The 14,548-nt window shown below is 33.4% G+C and carries 15 protein-coding genes and 1 pseudogene; 9 read left to right on the forward strand and 7 right to left on the reverse strand.

Features of this window, described 5'->3' with window-relative positions; genetic code table 11:
• Positions 1 to 100: 100 nt before the first annotated feature.
• Positions 101 to 280: a hypothetical protein gene (locus RCJ93_RS01885; RefSeq protein ID WP_150284623.1), complete on the reverse strand. Its 180-nt coding sequence runs from the start codon at positions 278 to 280 to the stop codon at positions 101 to 103.
• Positions 281 to 312: 32 nt separating this feature from the next.
• A complete protein-coding gene (locus tag RCJ93_RS01890) occupies positions 313 to 1,299 on the reverse strand; it encodes a zinc-dependent alcohol dehydrogenase family protein (RefSeq protein WP_446738225.1) in 987 nt (328 codons plus the stop codon).
• Between the two features lie 732 nt (positions 1,300 to 2,031).
• Here RCJ93_RS01890 and RCJ93_RS01895 point away from each other — a divergent pair.
• Positions 2,032 to 2,565: a CPBP family intramembrane glutamic endopeptidase gene (locus RCJ93_RS01895; RefSeq protein WP_446738226.1), complete on the forward strand. Its 534-nt coding sequence runs from the start codon at positions 2,032 to 2,034 to the stop codon at positions 2,563 to 2,565.
• Between the two features lie 82 nt (positions 2,566 to 2,647).
• Positions 2,648 to 3,127: a DinB family protein gene (locus RCJ93_RS01900; protein WP_446738227.1), complete on the forward strand. Its 480-nt coding sequence runs from the start codon at positions 2,648 to 2,650 to the stop codon at positions 3,125 to 3,127.
• 141 nt (positions 3,128 to 3,268) lie between these two features.
• Here the strand turns inward: RCJ93_RS01900 and RCJ93_RS01905 are convergent, their stop codons facing one another.
• The 3 genes from RCJ93_RS01905 to RCJ93_RS01915 all read right to left on the reverse strand — a co-directional run bounded on the left by RCJ93_RS01905 (position 3,269) and on the right by RCJ93_RS01915 (position 5,407).
• Positions 3,269 to 3,892: a LysE family translocator gene (locus RCJ93_RS01905; protein WP_446738228.1), complete on the reverse strand. Its 624-nt coding sequence runs from the start codon at positions 3,890 to 3,892 to the stop codon at positions 3,269 to 3,271.
• 220 nt (positions 3,893 to 4,112) lie between these two features.
• Positions 4,113 to 4,256, reverse strand: a complete 144-nt coding sequence (locus RCJ93_RS01910) for a hypothetical protein (protein ID WP_446738229.1) — start codon at positions 4,254 to 4,256, stop codon at positions 4,113 to 4,115.
• Positions 4,257 to 4,876: 620 nt separating this feature from the next.
• Positions 4,877 to 5,407 carry a GNAT family N-acetyltransferase gene (locus RCJ93_RS01915; RefSeq protein ID WP_251646773.1) on the reverse strand — a complete coding sequence of 177 codons (531 nt, stop codon included), beginning with the start codon at positions 5,405 to 5,407 and terminating at the stop codon, positions 4,877 to 4,879.
• 195 nt (positions 5,408 to 5,602) lie between these two features.
• Here RCJ93_RS01915 and RCJ93_RS01920 point away from each other — a divergent pair.
• A pseudogene (locus tag RCJ93_RS01920) lies at positions 5,603 to 5,956 on the forward strand (YunG family protein).
• A gap of 556 nt (positions 5,957 to 6,512) precedes the next feature.
• Here RCJ93_RS01920 and RCJ93_RS01925 read toward each other — a convergent pair.
• Both RCJ93_RS01925 and RCJ93_RS01930 read right to left on the reverse strand, forming a co-directional pair.
• Complete coding sequence (locus tag RCJ93_RS01925; protein WP_446738230.1) at positions 6,513 to 7,541, reverse strand: GerAB/ArcD/ProY family transporter; 1,029 nt, start codon at positions 7,539 to 7,541, stop codon at positions 6,513 to 6,515.
• Positions 7,538 to 8,956 carry a spore germination protein gene (locus tag RCJ93_RS01930; protein ID WP_446738231.1) on the reverse strand — a complete coding sequence of 473 codons (1,419 nt, stop codon included), beginning with the start codon at positions 8,954 to 8,956 and terminating at the stop codon, positions 7,538 to 7,540. The genes RCJ93_RS01925 and RCJ93_RS01930 overlap by 4 nt, the downstream gene beginning before the upstream one ends.
• A gap of 545 nt (positions 8,957 to 9,501) precedes the next feature.
• Between RCJ93_RS01930 and RCJ93_RS01935 the strand changes: the two genes are divergently transcribed.
• From RCJ93_RS01935 to RCJ93_RS01960, 6 genes are all read left to right on the forward strand, one after another.
• On the forward strand, positions 9,502 to 9,945 hold the full coding sequence (locus tag RCJ93_RS01935) for an SMI1/KNR4 family protein (RefSeq protein WP_446738232.1): 444 nt from the start codon (positions 9,502 to 9,504) through the stop codon (positions 9,943 to 9,945).
• A gap of 534 nt (positions 9,946 to 10,479) precedes the next feature.
• Positions 10,480 to 10,917, forward strand: a complete 438-nt coding sequence (locus RCJ93_RS01940) for a BrxA/BrxB family bacilliredoxin (RefSeq protein ID WP_147196843.1) — start codon at positions 10,480 to 10,482, stop codon at positions 10,915 to 10,917.
• Positions 10,905 to 11,693: a class I SAM-dependent methyltransferase gene (locus RCJ93_RS01945; RefSeq protein ID WP_446738233.1), complete on the forward strand. Its 789-nt coding sequence runs from the start codon at positions 10,905 to 10,907 to the stop codon at positions 11,691 to 11,693. Before RCJ93_RS01940 ends, RCJ93_RS01945 begins: the two co-directional genes overlap by 13 nt.
• A 497-nt stretch (positions 11,694 to 12,190) precedes the next feature.
• Positions 12,191 to 12,772, forward strand: coding sequence for a YpjP family protein (locus tag RCJ93_RS01950; protein ID WP_446738234.1), 582 nt, complete (start codon positions 12,191 to 12,193; stop codon positions 12,770 to 12,772).
• Positions 12,773 to 13,100: 328 nt separating this feature from the next.
• The gene (locus RCJ93_RS01955) at positions 13,101 to 14,045 is read left to right on the forward strand and encodes a thymidylate synthase (RefSeq protein WP_150284611.1); all 945 of its coding nucleotides are present in this window, start codon (positions 13,101 to 13,103) and stop codon (positions 14,043 to 14,045) included.
• A gap of 12 nt (positions 14,046 to 14,057) precedes the next feature.
• Complete coding sequence (locus RCJ93_RS01960; protein ID WP_446738235.1) at positions 14,058 to 14,537, forward strand: dihydrofolate reductase; 480 nt, start codon at positions 14,058 to 14,060, stop codon at positions 14,535 to 14,537.
• The last annotated feature ends 11 nt before the right edge of the window (positions 14,538 to 14,548 follow it).

Genomic DNA, 14,548 nt, shown 5'->3' on the forward strand with positions numbered 1-14,548 from the left:
AACATATTTCCACCTTCACTATAGTTAGTCACGTTATTGAGAGAGTTGTCACTACAGGGAAGAAAGTTGAGAGCAAAATAAAAAAGACAGGATTACCTGTCTAATCATTTTTCTTATCAATCTTGTTAATAATAACACGCAATAATTCATTCTTTTCTTGTTGAACTTTAAGTAATTTAACTAAAAACCAAATAATAAATGCAACTGGAATTAAGTAAAAAATGATTGGTAGGATAAAAATAAATAAGTTGAACACCGCTACTCCAGTTCCCATCCCCATTAAAAACCCCCCTTTTTTCATGGACTATATCCTTAGCTCGTTAAGAATACTTTTCCTCTAGATATAGAAGTTTCAACAATATCAATTGCCTTATTTACCTCTAATAAGTCAAATGTAGAATCTACCTCCATCAAACACAATTTATTTTCAGCTATTAATGATATTAAAAGTTTAAAAGTATCTTGCCACTTATCTACTGATACATCTTTATTCCAATTTCTCAAATGAAATAAATTTGCATTAACTTTTGCTTTTTTTACAATATCTGCCCAGTTTACCTGTTTACCTGATAAAAGACCAATGGTAATGAAATCTCCATTAGGACGTACACTAAATGCTAGGTCGTTTCCCGATGAACCTCCTATGGAATCAATAGCAGCATCAGCCCCCAGTCCGTTTGTTAATTCCATAACTGTTCCATATAGGGGAACCTTAGAAGTATCTATTACATAAGAGGCACCGAGACGAAGTAACTCATCTGTATATTTGTTGTTTCGAGTTACTGCAATCAACCGAAAACCTAAAATCTTTGATAATTGAGCAAAAATATGACCAATTGCTGAACCACAAGCATTAACCAATAAAACATCATGTGGTTTTAATTTTAAAGCCTCTGTACAAACCAACCATGCAGTAATGGGATTAATGTACATTTGTGAGGCAGTAAAATCATCTATGAAATGAGGTATAGGGACGGCAAATTCCGATGACGTTTTTACAAACTCTTGCCATGTACCTTCGCCGCGTAAAGGTAGCACACGTTTACCAATAAGATTGGTAGAAACTAAAGAGCCTACCTCTTCTACAATGCCCACTCCTTCATACCCTGGAATATTAGGTAAAGATATACGGTGAGAATATGACCCTTTAATTGGTATTAAGTCAGAAGGATTGATAGGCCGGGCTAACATTCGAACAAGGACTTCATGATCCTTTGGTGGTTCGATATTTTTAGATTCAACTTTTAATACATTTTTAGGACTACCGAAATTATAGAATTTAATACATTTACCTTCCAATACTATAAGTCTCCTTGAGATAAATTAGTTTTGTTTAATTATATCATTGTAATAATAGTCTATTGTCATTAAAAATTATTCTCCAAAATGATGATTGTGGCGTTTATTTTTTGTTTGATTGGGTAAATACCCATTAGGTACTTTTTAAATCATAATTTTTATAGATGCAGGAGGGGCGAATGGAAAATCATATTGAACAACTAAAAGTGGAATTTCAGGCACTAAGTGTAGATTTGAATAATTTAAAACGAGAAATCTATGAGGTACTTGAAAGTTTTAATACATAACAGTCCATGTTTTCTACCTATTTTTATACTTAGTATATTCAGTAGAAAATATTATCTTTTAAAGGAGCTTATTTAGCTCTTTTTCTTTTTGCTTTTTTCTTTATTTTTTGTATTTATGTATAGTGTAGGATTCACCCCATTGCTATATAAAAGCTCTCTGTTTAAAAAAATAAATACAATGATAAAGGTAATTATTTCTTTCTGTCGAATCTATAACAAAGCTTTATAAATGAAACTGAAGAGTAGATGGACTAAATAATTATCGAGAAGAATTTACACTTTGAAACTTTCACCATGGAAACAGTATGACACTTGGTCATGGAGGGAATTTACATTACTGCTTTTGCTCGAATTTTTATTTGTAATAGTAGTTGTTAAATATTGAATTCAATCACTTTATCAATTTTGGTTTAGCAATACATTATACTCAGGAACATTGACAGGTTTGACGATTGCCATTGTACTTTTAACTGGATTATATGTTATTGCTCTACGCCCACAACGACTTTCATGGAAAGAGGAAGGGATATGCAAATTCTCGGCCAAATATTGGTGGAGGATACTGATATGGTTGCTGATTACAATTGTATCAAGCGTAATCGTAGTGATATTGACGAGTTTTCTAGGTAATAGTGTAGAAAATAGTAAGACAGAGAGCTTGCAGCAAAATATTAATTTGCTCACTGTTCTGATTGGTATTATTTCTGCTGGCGTGATATCTCCAATATACGAGGAAATATTTTATCGAGGATTTATTTACAGATGGTTAAGAGTAAGACTAGGAATGAATTGGGGTATCCTGATCAGTTCGCTAATATTTACAGTAGCTCATTTTCCAACTGTAAATGCAATGCCTGTCAACTTTATCAACGGTATTGTATTCGCTTGGGTGTATGAAAAAACAGGTTCTGTCATTCCAGGAATGATAATTCATGGGCTAATGAATACAACAGCCATTTTATTAACGATATCGGAATAATACTTTTTTATTGCTTTTTGAAAGGATAAAAAACAAAAGCATTATTGTTAAGATTTTTAAATACTTTTAAAAGGGGCAAATTATGAGCAAATGTGAAATAGAAATACTATTGAAAGAGTTTGGTAGCTGGCTTGATTTTGTGGAACAAATTGATGAATCTATCTGGGATAAACCCCTGGGTGAAGGTAAATGGGCAGTCTGTGATGTAGTTAGCCATATCTTACTTTGGGATAAATACTTTTATGAAGAAGCTATTAAACCAATTGCTGAAGAAAAGCCAGTAACGGTTGAACACCTAGATTTCGATCTCTTTAATCAAGAGGCACGTGAGTTTGCTAAAACAAAAACCAATCATGAGTTGGCCAAGCTAGCAAAAGAATATCGTAAATGTATTATAAACTCTATTCAGGAGCAACCAGCAGAAAAGTTTACAAGGCAGTATAAAGATGCTCAAGGAAATAATTTCGTTATCGAAAACTACTTAAAAGATTTTATTTGGCACGATCAACATCATATGAAGCAAATAGCTGAGATAGGAAAGAAAAGCAGGATAGGTTTATAACCTTTAAAGGTATTATTTCATAATTAAAGCTCCTTCCTATATTTGGGGAGGAGCGAAGTTTTTCTTTCGCTTATTATTTTTAGTAGCATCCGTTAAATATCATTGTCCTTAATCAACAATTATTAAAAACTTGAAGTGCTTCTAATGATTTGGACGAGAAAATAGCAACTTTGCACCGAATCCGATTAAAACGATACCTGTTATTTTATCAATCGTACTTTGAACTTTAGTAGACATGAGCCATTGCCTTATATAACCTAATAAGAAAACTATTGCAGTAAACCATAGGATTGATAAAAGTGCATAACCACAGCCCATAATTATAAATTGGAGGCTTGTATTGAGACCTGGTGTTACAAATTGAGGTAAGAATGTTAAAAAGAAAATAGCAACCTTAGGGTTTAATGTATTAGAGATTAAACCTTGTTTAAAAGCAGATTTTTTTTGAGGAATCACATTCGTTATACTTTCGGAACCTTTTCCTTTTTTCTTTTTAATAAATGATGAAGCACCTAGGTAAATCAAATAAAAAGCCCCTAGAAATTTAATAATCTCGAATGTAATTGCTGATTTCATTAAAATAACAGAAAGTCCAAAAGCGGCAGCCAAGGTATGGATTATTGAACCACTCGTTAAACCAAGAGCCATCTTTAGTCCATCATTCTTTCCGGTACTAATTGTTCTTTTTGTGATTAATGCAAAGTCTACACCTGGAGACATAACAATAAAGATCGTTAGTAGTAAATATCCGAGAAAGTCGTTCATACTTGATCTCCCATTGAAAAGTAATAGTTTATACTAACGTATTTATATTCTTATTTCAACCTGTCTAGGGAAAAATAAGACAAGATTAATGACATGTTATTTTAAGAATGGTGTAATTTTAGTATGAAAAACTAGTAGGAAGATTTTAAATGTAAAAGGTAAACAAAATGGATGAAAAAGACCAGGAACAGTAAATGTTAGCTGGACTTTTTGGTTGAAATTATTTCGATGTTTCACTATGCTTTTTTTTCTTCTCAGTCCTTGCAAATAACCAATAAATAATAGCAACTATACCGATTAGTGCCAAGGCAAGCCCAACAAGCATCGCCATTGCTAAAATGAATCCAATATCCCCAAAATTCATTTTAAGTCTCCTTTTTATAGGTAGTATTAGTTTTGTATCTCATCATTATTACTGTTCATTTATGGCAAGATTCACCTTTAGCAAGCGGATGTTTTTTGGGCGAGCTGACTCGATTAAAGAAAAGTCATGCGTATAGGTTAATACGAATAGATGTTGTATAAAACATTCGATATTGAAGAATTAGAACCATTTAATGATGCTATTTTGAAGGAAATAGATCAACATTAGGTGTAAAGCTGCCATCTACATATGTAGAATTAATAAGAAATAAAAACAGTGGAACTTTAGCTTTTAATGAACTTCATTCCAGAAAAGTACCTGAAGGAGAGCTTTTAATACAGATTTTAAATGGAATTGCTATAGATATGGAATTGGTGAAAATAATTATTTACTTGAAGAATGGGAACTACCGAAAGGACTAATTCTATTAGGCGGTGATGGTCACTCTTGGGTAGCTTTAGATTATCGTAATTATGATGGTGATAACCCACCCGGTTGAAGTCTTCATCGTCATCCTCATATTCATCATCGTCTTCCAAAGGTCCTGGCTCTTTGTATTCCGAAATGCCTTATGAGTGCATGTTAAAAGCCTACAGTTCAATCTATGTAGGCTTGAAAAGTTAATCTGTAACTAATTTTGAATATAGGCTTAAATCAATAAATTTCCCATTTGATTTTTCACACTTTCTCATTGTTCCTTCAAATGTAAAGTTCAATTTTCGTAAGACTTTTATAGAGTTAATATTTTCTGGTTCTACCTTTGCTTCTATCCTGTTTATATTTAATGAATTAAATGCGTACTCTATTAAAGAAGAAATGGCTTCAGGTGCGTACCCTTTACCCCAATATACTTTACTAATATCATAACCGATTTCTACTTTTGCGTTTTCAAAATCAATAGAATTATAACCACATGATCCGATAATTTGATTTGATTCCAATTCAATTATAGAATAACGAATGGCTCTCTTTTCTTGAGATAGCTTATCAAGTAAATTAATCATTTCTTTCGCTTGGCTTATATTATTGAAACTATTGATATTCATAAACTTCGTCACTTCTGGATCTGACCAAATTTTAAATAAGCTTTCTGAATCTGAAGTTGTCATTTTCCTTAAAAATAATCTTTCTGTGTATAGTTCTTTAATCAATATTTTTACCTCCGATTTTATTTTATTATGGGGAAAAGATATTGATATCTGCGCATAGTTCAGTCCCTTCTTTGTAATATCAATTATATTGTAATAGTTCACATATATTGACACAAGTATGTTGATAAAATCACCAAGAAATTTAGAGTTCTAGCAATTATAATTAGTAAAAGAATAAAAGGGTGGGAATTCTATATGAAGAATAAAACATATAATACTAAAGAAATATTGGAGGTTTTGTTTAAATCCTGGTCTTTAGAATCCAGTTCAAAATGGAGTAAAGAAAATGCCGCAATGGGACAATGCGGCGTAACGGCATTAGTAGTAAATGACATATTAGGCGGAGAAATAAATAAAACTAAATTGCCTGGTGGATGGCATTTTTATAACATTATTAATAGAAAGCGATATGATTTTACTGATACTTAATTTAAAGAAGATATCCTGTATATGGATACTCCTTCAAATAGAGAAGAAGCCTATAATGATACCAATGAAAAACAGTATAAGTATTTAAAACATCAGGTTTTCCTTAATTTAAGTAAATAAAATAAATATCAAGATATTATCATAAATAAATAGACGGCCTCTCATGTTACTAAAAAACAGGAGAATAGCCGCTTTTTTTTATTTTATTTTATTTTGGTTCTGGTCCATACCATTTTTCCATAGCTTTGATCGAGGTTATCCAAGTTGTACTTTTTCCTGCAATGAAGCTTCTTCATATTTCTAATATCGCACTTATAAAACGCCTACTAAATATGGAATATAAAACGACAACAGCAAATGTTAATAAAAGGTTTACCATGAATAAAAGTACGCCTTACTCTATATCAAAGACATTGGAATCGCGCGTTTTTGTATAGTTAAGTATTATACATTCGAAGATCGTTACTCAATTATAGCCTGTGGTATTCAATAATAAATTAATGATTATCTGCATTTAGTTTTGGATAATGGTGAGCCGAGGCATTCGGAAATTAAGTATGTGCAGATATTCAGTAACTCCCTTTTTATATTTATTTAATACTTATACGACGTACGATTATCACATTTAAAGTAGCCAACAACTGCTAAACAATAAGAAACTAACAAGGAAAAAGAATTATTTTACATATTTATCTCTTCTTTTATTGTTCCAGATAATAAATAATGGTAATAATACAGTGACCGGAATATATAAATACTGGAAATGATCTCTAAGAAATTCTACAACACGGATATTTATAAAGCCTATGCTTCCGAAAAAAAGAATAATATGCAATAAAGCCATCGCCAATTTTGGGTGCTTCCGCTCTTTTCGAAAATATGTTATTCGAATACTTAAAATAATTAGGCTGCATGAAATAATGCTCCAGGCGAGCCACATATATAGAAAGAAAACATCTAGTCTTTTGACAAAAGTAACTTCAGTTGATTTTAAAATGTATAATACTGGCTCAGTAATATATGGCAAGGATGCTTTGGCGAAGTACATTTCTACAATAAGAATTATAAAAGCAACAAATAGTGTAATAATAAGTTGGTAAATTAAGATATCTTTAAAACGCACCTTATCTTCGGTCAATACAAATTTTCGTAATATTAAATAACTCTCTAAACCTGTAAATGAAGATAAGCCAAAAAGGGTCCCCTTTATCCATTGGTGACCAGTACTTGTTCCAATAGGGAATATTTGAGAAAAAGATAATTGTGGTAAAGTATAAGATAAAAAAAATACAAATATAAAGACAAAAGGTATTAAAAAAACGGGCATGTTTACAACAGTTGAGGGTCTACTGACGCTGATGTAATAAGAAATAAACAACATTATTACTAATGTAATCGAATTAGGTGTTTTCTGTTCTACCCATATATTCAAGGTATATTGCATATAAATGAAAGAGAAGATCAGTAAAAATATCCAAAATAAAATAAAAATCCACCGTGTTAGTTTCCCAGGTTCAAAGTATTTGTAGAATTTTTCATATAGGCATAACTGAAAAAAAATTATTACTGCAGTGATTAAGAACATTATCCAACTATCACGACCGCCAGCATTAATAAGTATTTCTGGATATGCAATAAATATAATACCTGTTGTTCTAAAAAAGAGCATGAGAAACAGCTGAACTTTTGTAATGGTAAAATTCATGTTTTCTTTCCTTTCGGATCAAAACTGCTTGGTTGTGAAGTTGATCTTGAATGCTTTTTGCGGTATATAATTTGTGGAATTTTCTTAGGCTCAAAAGGCACAATTGGCGAAAAATATGGTGATTTTAAAGAGCTTAAATTACATAAATGTATCGTAAGAATTAGGAAGCCAGCCATTATGCCGAAGAAACCAAAGAGCGCAGCTGCGAACATAAATGGGAAACGCAACACTCGCACAGAGGTATTTAACTCTACCGATGGTACGACATAGCTAGATATCGCAGTCAATGCTACAACTATTACTACCATGTTGGAAACTAATCCAGCGTTGATTATGACATCTCCAACCACTAATCCACCGACAATACCTATGGTTTGAACCAAAGATTTTGGTAACCGTATACTAGCCTCTCGAATTAACTCAATGATCATTTCAACAATTAATGCTTCAACTATTGGCTTAAAAGGAATTTCACTTATATTTATTTTGAGTTTCTTGCTTAATTCGATAGGGAGAATTTCATAATGATAACTGACTATAGCAATATACAAGGCAGGTAGATAAACAGCTGTAAGGAAACTAGCGATTCGAACCATTCGATAAAAGGACCCTACAATAACACGGCTATTAAAATCATCAGGCGATTGGTAAAATGAAAATAATGTGACAGGTGCAATATAAGCAGTAGGCGAATAATCGGTCATTATAACAATTTTTCCTTCAGAGAGATTAGCAAATACTCGGTCTGGTCTTTCTGTATTCATAATTTGAGGGAAAGGTGAATAGGGAGAATCCTCAATGAAATCATTCAACTGGCCAGATGTATATAAACCATCCGCTTGTTCTTTTATTCCTTCTAACTTTCGTTCTAAAGCAGAGAGATTGTCTTGGTTAGCAAAACGGGCTAAATACATATAATAAATATCTGCTTTGTTATCTATTCCAACAGTCACTTTTTTTACGATTAAATCAGGCACACGCATTCTTTTTCTAATTAGCGCTAAATTTGTGTCCTGATCTTCAACAAAACCTTCGTGAGCACCTCGTAGGATAGCTTCGTTTATCGGCTCATCTGGAGATCTATGAGGTAAATTTGGCATTGTGAAACATACCATTTCTTGAGATCTCAATAAAAGTAGCACCGCGTATCCTTGACAGACATATTCTACTAACTTTTCGAGGTTATAACTTTCTTTTTGAGTGGCGGTTGTCGCATCCCAGTCTTTTTCATTAAATGTTGTTTGCACTTTCAACGTATTCACTATATCTTGTACATCTTTTACATTGGTCATTGAACTATAGTAGCAAAGAATGGCATATTGATCTTTTGGGAACGAGATTTCTCTTGCTACAAAATCAACTGAATTATAAAAAGTGGCTTTTAATTTTTCAATCATCGATTCTAGTTGGAGCATAACTTCCTCCTCTTAGTCTTTTGCTTTTGAATACAAAAAGACCATTACTTTCTCTTACACATTTTATTTTTCATTATGTGATAACTTATTCTGTTTCAAACAAATAAAGCTATTGTAAATATATAAGAAATGAAAAATGAGAAAGAAAAAGTATTGGGTTGTTATATACAAAAAAACACAAACATGCTAAATATACTTAGTTTAATAAATGGCTTATCGAACAACCCGGAGCATCGAATTTACGCACTTACTGCGTTTATTTGGTGTTCCTTTTTTATTGCTTTAATAAGGGGGGGACTAGCAATGGAAGAATGGGCAGTTAACTTGCTTGCAAGAATCTAAAAGAACCGCACAGCGTTACATCAGATAAAAGGTATAAATTAGGTCCTGATTGGTCAGAAGATAAAATTGACTTACCTCAAATAAAACCTGTAGCATATGGAGGTAGCTCGAAACTAGCAAATTATATGGCAGTTCCTCGAGAAAAACATAAAAAAATCACCTCATGGTTTAATGATTATTAAAAACGAATTGTGGAGGGAAATATGTCAGAAGTAAAAAAGGTATTAGAGAATCTTAAAAATCAATTAGATGAAAATCTTACTCGATTAGACCCAGAAGGTTTAGTTGGACGTGATGGTACTATAATACGTGAAGAATGCATTTTTAACCCACCTTCAAATATAAAAGAAATTTCTTCACTTGAAAAAGAGTTGGGGATAACTATTCCACAGGATTACAAAGATTTCCTTTTATATCATGATGGAATGACACTTTTTAAAAGCTATCTTGCTGAATTTAAATTCTTTAGCTTAAATGAAATCCGAGAAAATTTCTTGACTGTTCAAGAAGATTGTAAAGAATTTGATCTTGAACTAACAAAAAATTACCCAATAGGTGAATTTCCAGATGTCGGATATATTATGATTGATAATGACAAGGCTACAAAAGAAACATCAAAGGGTGCTATATATGTGAATCATATATAGCCAGAAGAAACAAACGAGTCATTTGTATCTTTTGTGGAAAACATTATAGATAAAACAGGTGAATTCTTCTGGGAAGATGTAAACCTTCCAGAATATTAATCTTTCTATCTTAAGCAATAAACCTGGTTTTGCTCTTGTTACATATCAAGATATTTTATACATTTAGTGAAATGCTAATTATTGATGAAGAATTAATGCTTGTTGTGCAGCAAATCGAAAAAATCATAGTAAAAGAATTACCGATGTTTCCTATACAATAGGAAATTAATGAGCTATATAAAACAACGCGGCCTTCCATGTAACTAAAACATGTGAATAGCCGCGTTTTATAATAAGAGAAAGTTTGTTTTAAAAGCATTATTGAATACCATTAGAAATACAAAAATGAAAATCACCAAAAAGTCACGAGAAAATCACCAAAAAGTCACGTAAAAAATGAAAATCCGTGAAAAAATATGAAATTCGAGATAAAATAGAAGAGCACAAACCTTATAATTCAAGGGATTATGAAGGAATATGAAAGGGGACGAAATTATGAACCCATACGAAGAATATATGCAAGGCATTGTACAACCAATGCGAGATGAATTAGTGAACGCCGGTTTTACGGAATTAAGAACGCCGGATGAAGTGGCTGAACATATGCAAGAATCGAAAGGTACCTCATTGATTGTTATTAACTCTGTATGCGGCTGTGCGGCCGGTCTTGCACGTCCAGCAGTTATTGAAGCTATACAGCAAGCTGAGTATAAGCCGGACCACTTAACGACAGTGTTTGCTGGTCAAGATGCTGAAGCGACAATGCAAATGAGGGGCTTCTTTGAGGAAGTGCCACCAAGCTCTCCTTCTATTGCTATTTGGAAAGATGGACAGTTGGCTTACTTTATTCCCCGTGAACAAATTGAAGATCATGCAATGGAACAAGTGCGCGATCATTTAGTAGGCGTGCTTGATCAAATATGTGCGGAATAAAAACTATAGTAACAACAGTGGGAAGGCCCAACCAGCATTCATTTGAATTAGCGGAAAAAGCCTGTAAAGTACTTGACCTACCATTCATAGAAAGAAAGAAGAAGTCTCTTCAAAAAATAGCGGAAGAACATCATGCAAATTTAATTGTTGCGGGTAAACTCTCTTATGAGTACCTTCCATTTGAATCTGAGGAACCTTTTTTCTTTCATCCTAGCTCAGCTGCCTTTCGCTTGAAACGGATAGCGAGGGGTGAGCATGAGCCTTTCTTGGATGTAGCCAAACTGCAAAAAGGAGATACCTTTTTAGATTGTACGTTAGGGCTTGGCTCGGATAGTATTGTGGCCGCTTATGCAGTAGGTGATATAGGATTAGTCATTGGCTGTGAAGGCAACCCGAATGTAGCTTTTATTGTACGTGAAGGCCTGCGGTCGTATGACAGAGCGCAATTGCCGCTACTTTCTTGTATGGATCACATACAAGTTGTTAGTAGTTTAGCGATTGACTATCTTAAACAGCAACAGGATAATGCATTCGATGTCGTTTATATGGACCCTATGTTTGAAGAGACAATAGAGGAGTCAAAAAACTTTTCACCGTTGCGTGTGGCAGGACTGCAAAATTCATTAACAGATGAATGGGTGGAAGAGGCAAAAAGGGTAGCAAAAAAGCGAGTTTTGTTAAAAGCTCATTTCCGTTCTCCGTTGTTTGATCAATATCATTTCAAACGAGACATTCGCTATAATGCAAAATTTCATTATGGTGTGATTGAACTATAGGCCTGCGATTATTCGCAGGCTTTTGTTATACAAAAAAACAGTGGATACTATCCACTGTTTTCTCTTGAATTTCAGGTTTGTAGTTTGTTTTAAAAATTAGGGTACTCTAAACTAATGACCAAAACAAGCACTCAGTAAGGGTTTACATCCCTTACTGAGTGCGTTTGTTTTATAATCGCATTAGTCTGTAATACAAAGAGACATTAAATAGAATAATAGCAATAAAAATCCGATACCCATTGCGATTGACATAAAATTTGCCCTCCTTTTGTACAAAAACGAACGCTTTATTTTGCATTAAGGGCAGTGAATAATTAAAAATGAAGCCCGTAAATGCCCGAATGGTTCTACTACCAATCTGATTGTCCCAGATTGCAGTGTCACTTTATTTCTACTATATTGTACAATGATTTAGAAAAAGATGAAACCTTTACTTCTGATTTTCGTATATACTAATAAGTGAAAAGACAATATTTGTTCAACGGCAGGTGAAAAGTATGAGAAATAAACTTCAAAAACTCCTTGTATCAACAGTCGCCGTTCTGACTTTAGGTGTTATCACATCTAATCACTCCATTTGGGAAAACTTATTAGAACACGGCGAAGGTCATAAAACGCCTTATACAAAAGATGTTTCAAAAGAATACATACAACATGCTCAGCCAGAAGTAGACCAATTCACAATGTCTGGTCAGCTAATAGATCAAGCAAAAGAACAATCTTATTTAAAATTTGGGAATCGTATTGGTCCTAAGATAAGCAATGAATTTGATCATATTATATTTCCGAAGATTGAAGAAGCTATTCATATGACAGTGGATCATCTGAATGTCAACGAGATGCGTGACTTGGCGATGACTGAAAAACCAAGTGGTGACTATTCTGAAAAGATTTTTCATATTTATCAAGCATCATCAGGACAAGATATGATTCGTTTCCATGTACGAACGGAACGCAGACCAGTAGATGGCTATTACTATAATTTTCATTATCACACTTATAAAGACAAATTTGCTTCTCATAACAATCTAGGTGAGATTTATTGGTCTAAAGACACACCACCAAAATGGCTAAGCTAAATTCTGAATATTAAAGAAAATATTTTGTGTACTCAATAGAAGTATAAGTTATCTATATTTCTCCCAATTACTTTAAAACATCTTATCTTTTGCAATAACAGTTTGTCAGTAAAGATAAGTTCGTGAATGGCTTCTTTTTTAAAAGGAAACAAGTACTTTAACACAGATATGCTTATAAAGATTTGGCGTCAATAGAAATAACAAAAAGCTAAATTGTTAAATAAAAGCCAGATGCAAAGTAAAAATGCATCTGGCTTTTTGTTTTATTTTACGTCATTTCTCGTCAATGTTATCATGAAATAGATAAATAAATTGGAGGCTATACTTAATGAAACAATACCAAGACCTTTGCCGCCATATTCTAGAAAATGGAATTGAAAAGGGTGACCGTACGGGGACTGGCACAATTAGTGTGTTTGGCTATCAAATGAGATACGATTTGCAAGAGGGTTTCCCCTTAATGACAACTAAGAAAACCTCTTTCCGATTAATTGCAACCGAGTTGTTATGGTTTTTAAAAGGTGATACGAATGTACGTACACTAATCGAAGAAAACAATCATATTTGGGATGAATGGGCTTTTGAAAAATGGATTAAAAGTGATGCATATGAGGGGCCTGATATGACAGACTTTGGGCATCGTGTATTAACAGATGAGACGTTTAAAAAACAATATGAAGAACAGATGGCCATTTTTCAACAGAGAATATTAGAAGATGAAGCATTTGCAAAGGAATTCGGCGATCTTGGTCCCGTTTATGGCAAACAGTGGCGCTCGTGGCCTGACGGTATGGGTGGTACGATAGACCAAATACAAAATGTTATTGAATCTATTAAGAAGAATCCTGATTCCAGACGGCATATTGTAACAGCTTGGAATCCTGCAGAAGTAGAGGACATGGCGCTGCCTCCATGCCATTCATTCTTTCAATTTTACGTAGCGGAAGGTAAACTCTCTTGCCAGCTATATCAACGAAGTGCAGATGTTTTTCTAGGTGTTCCTTTCAACATTGCTTCGTATGCACTTCTTACCCATTTAATCGCTAAAGAATGTGGTCTAGAAGCTGGGGATTTTGTTCATACGCTGGGTGATGCTCATTTATATAAAAACCACTTGGATCAAGTGAAGGAACAACTTTCACGCAAGCCTAAGACATTGCCAAAGCTTGTTATTAAAACGGACAAGAATTCAATTTTTGATTATGAAACCAAAGATTTGGCTATAGAAGGATATGACCCTTACCCGCGCATAGCAGCGCCTATTTCTGTCTAAGGAGATGAGTTTATGATTTCATTAATTGTAGCGCATGATGAAAATCGAGTGATTGGTTATCAAAATAAAATTCCTTGGTATTTACCAGAGGATCTTGCATTTTTCAAAAAAACAACAATGGGTAAACCAATGATTATGGGGCGTAAAACATTCGAATCTATCGGCAAGCCATTGCCTGGAAGAACAAGCATTGTTGTGACAAGAGATCCATTATATCAAGTAGAAGGTGCAACGGTTGTACATTCTTTTGAAGAAGCTTTGAAAGAAGCAGAAAAAGAAAACAAAGAAATTATGGTAATCGGTGGAGAGCAATTATTTAAAATGGCGCTTCCAGTTGCAGATATCTTGTATATAACGAAAATACAACATGCCTTTAAAGGGGATACATACTTCCCGGTCTATGGTGATGAATGGAAGAAAGCTTCTGAGTCAGAGATAAATGAAACAGAAGACCATATCAAATATTCTTATATTGTCTATAAAAAATCATAACTTAAAATAAC

It is taken from the genome of Rummeliibacillus sp. BSL5, from assembly GCF_052928305.1.

Coding starts and splice junctions, on each gene's coding strand:
- RCJ93_RS01885 (WP_150284623.1), bottom strand. CDS start 280: ATGGGGATGGGAACTGGAGTAGCGGTGTTCAACTTATTTATTTTTATC.
- RCJ93_RS01900 (WP_446738227.1), top strand. CDS start 2,648: ATGAGCAAATGTGAAATAGAAATACTATTGAAAGAGTTTGGTAGCTGG.
- RCJ93_RS01905 (WP_446738228.1), bottom strand. CDS start 3,892: ATGAACGACTTTCTCGGATATTTACTACTAACGATCTTTATTGTTATG.
- RCJ93_RS01910 (WP_446738229.1), bottom strand. CDS start 4,256: ATGAATTTTGGGGATATTGGATTCATTTTAGCAATGGCGATGCTTGTT.
- RCJ93_RS01925 (WP_446738230.1), bottom strand. CDS start 7,541: ATGAATTTTACCATTACAAAAGTTCAGCTGTTTCTCATGCTCTTTTTT.
- RCJ93_RS01930 (WP_446738231.1), bottom strand. CDS start 8,956: ATGCTCCAACTAGAATCGATGATTGAAAAATTAAAAGCCACTTTTTAT.
- RCJ93_RS01935 (WP_446738232.1), top strand. CDS start 9,502: ATGTCAGAAGTAAAAAAGGTATTAGAGAATCTTAAAAATCAATTAGAT.
- RCJ93_RS01940 (WP_147196843.1), top strand. CDS start 10,480: ATGAACCCATACGAAGAATATATGCAAGGCATTGTACAACCAATGCGA.
- RCJ93_RS01945 (WP_446738233.1), top strand. CDS start 10,905: ATGTGCGGAATAAAAACTATAGTAACAACAGTGGGAAGGCCCAACCAG.
- RCJ93_RS01950 (WP_446738234.1), top strand. CDS start 12,191: ATGAGAAATAAACTTCAAAAACTCCTTGTATCAACAGTCGCCGTTCTG.
- RCJ93_RS01955 (WP_150284611.1), top strand. CDS start 13,101: ATGAAACAATACCAAGACCTTTGCCGCCATATTCTAGAAAATGGAATT.
- RCJ93_RS01960 (WP_446738235.1), top strand. CDS start 14,058: ATGATTTCATTAATTGTAGCGCATGATGAAAATCGAGTGATTGGTTAT.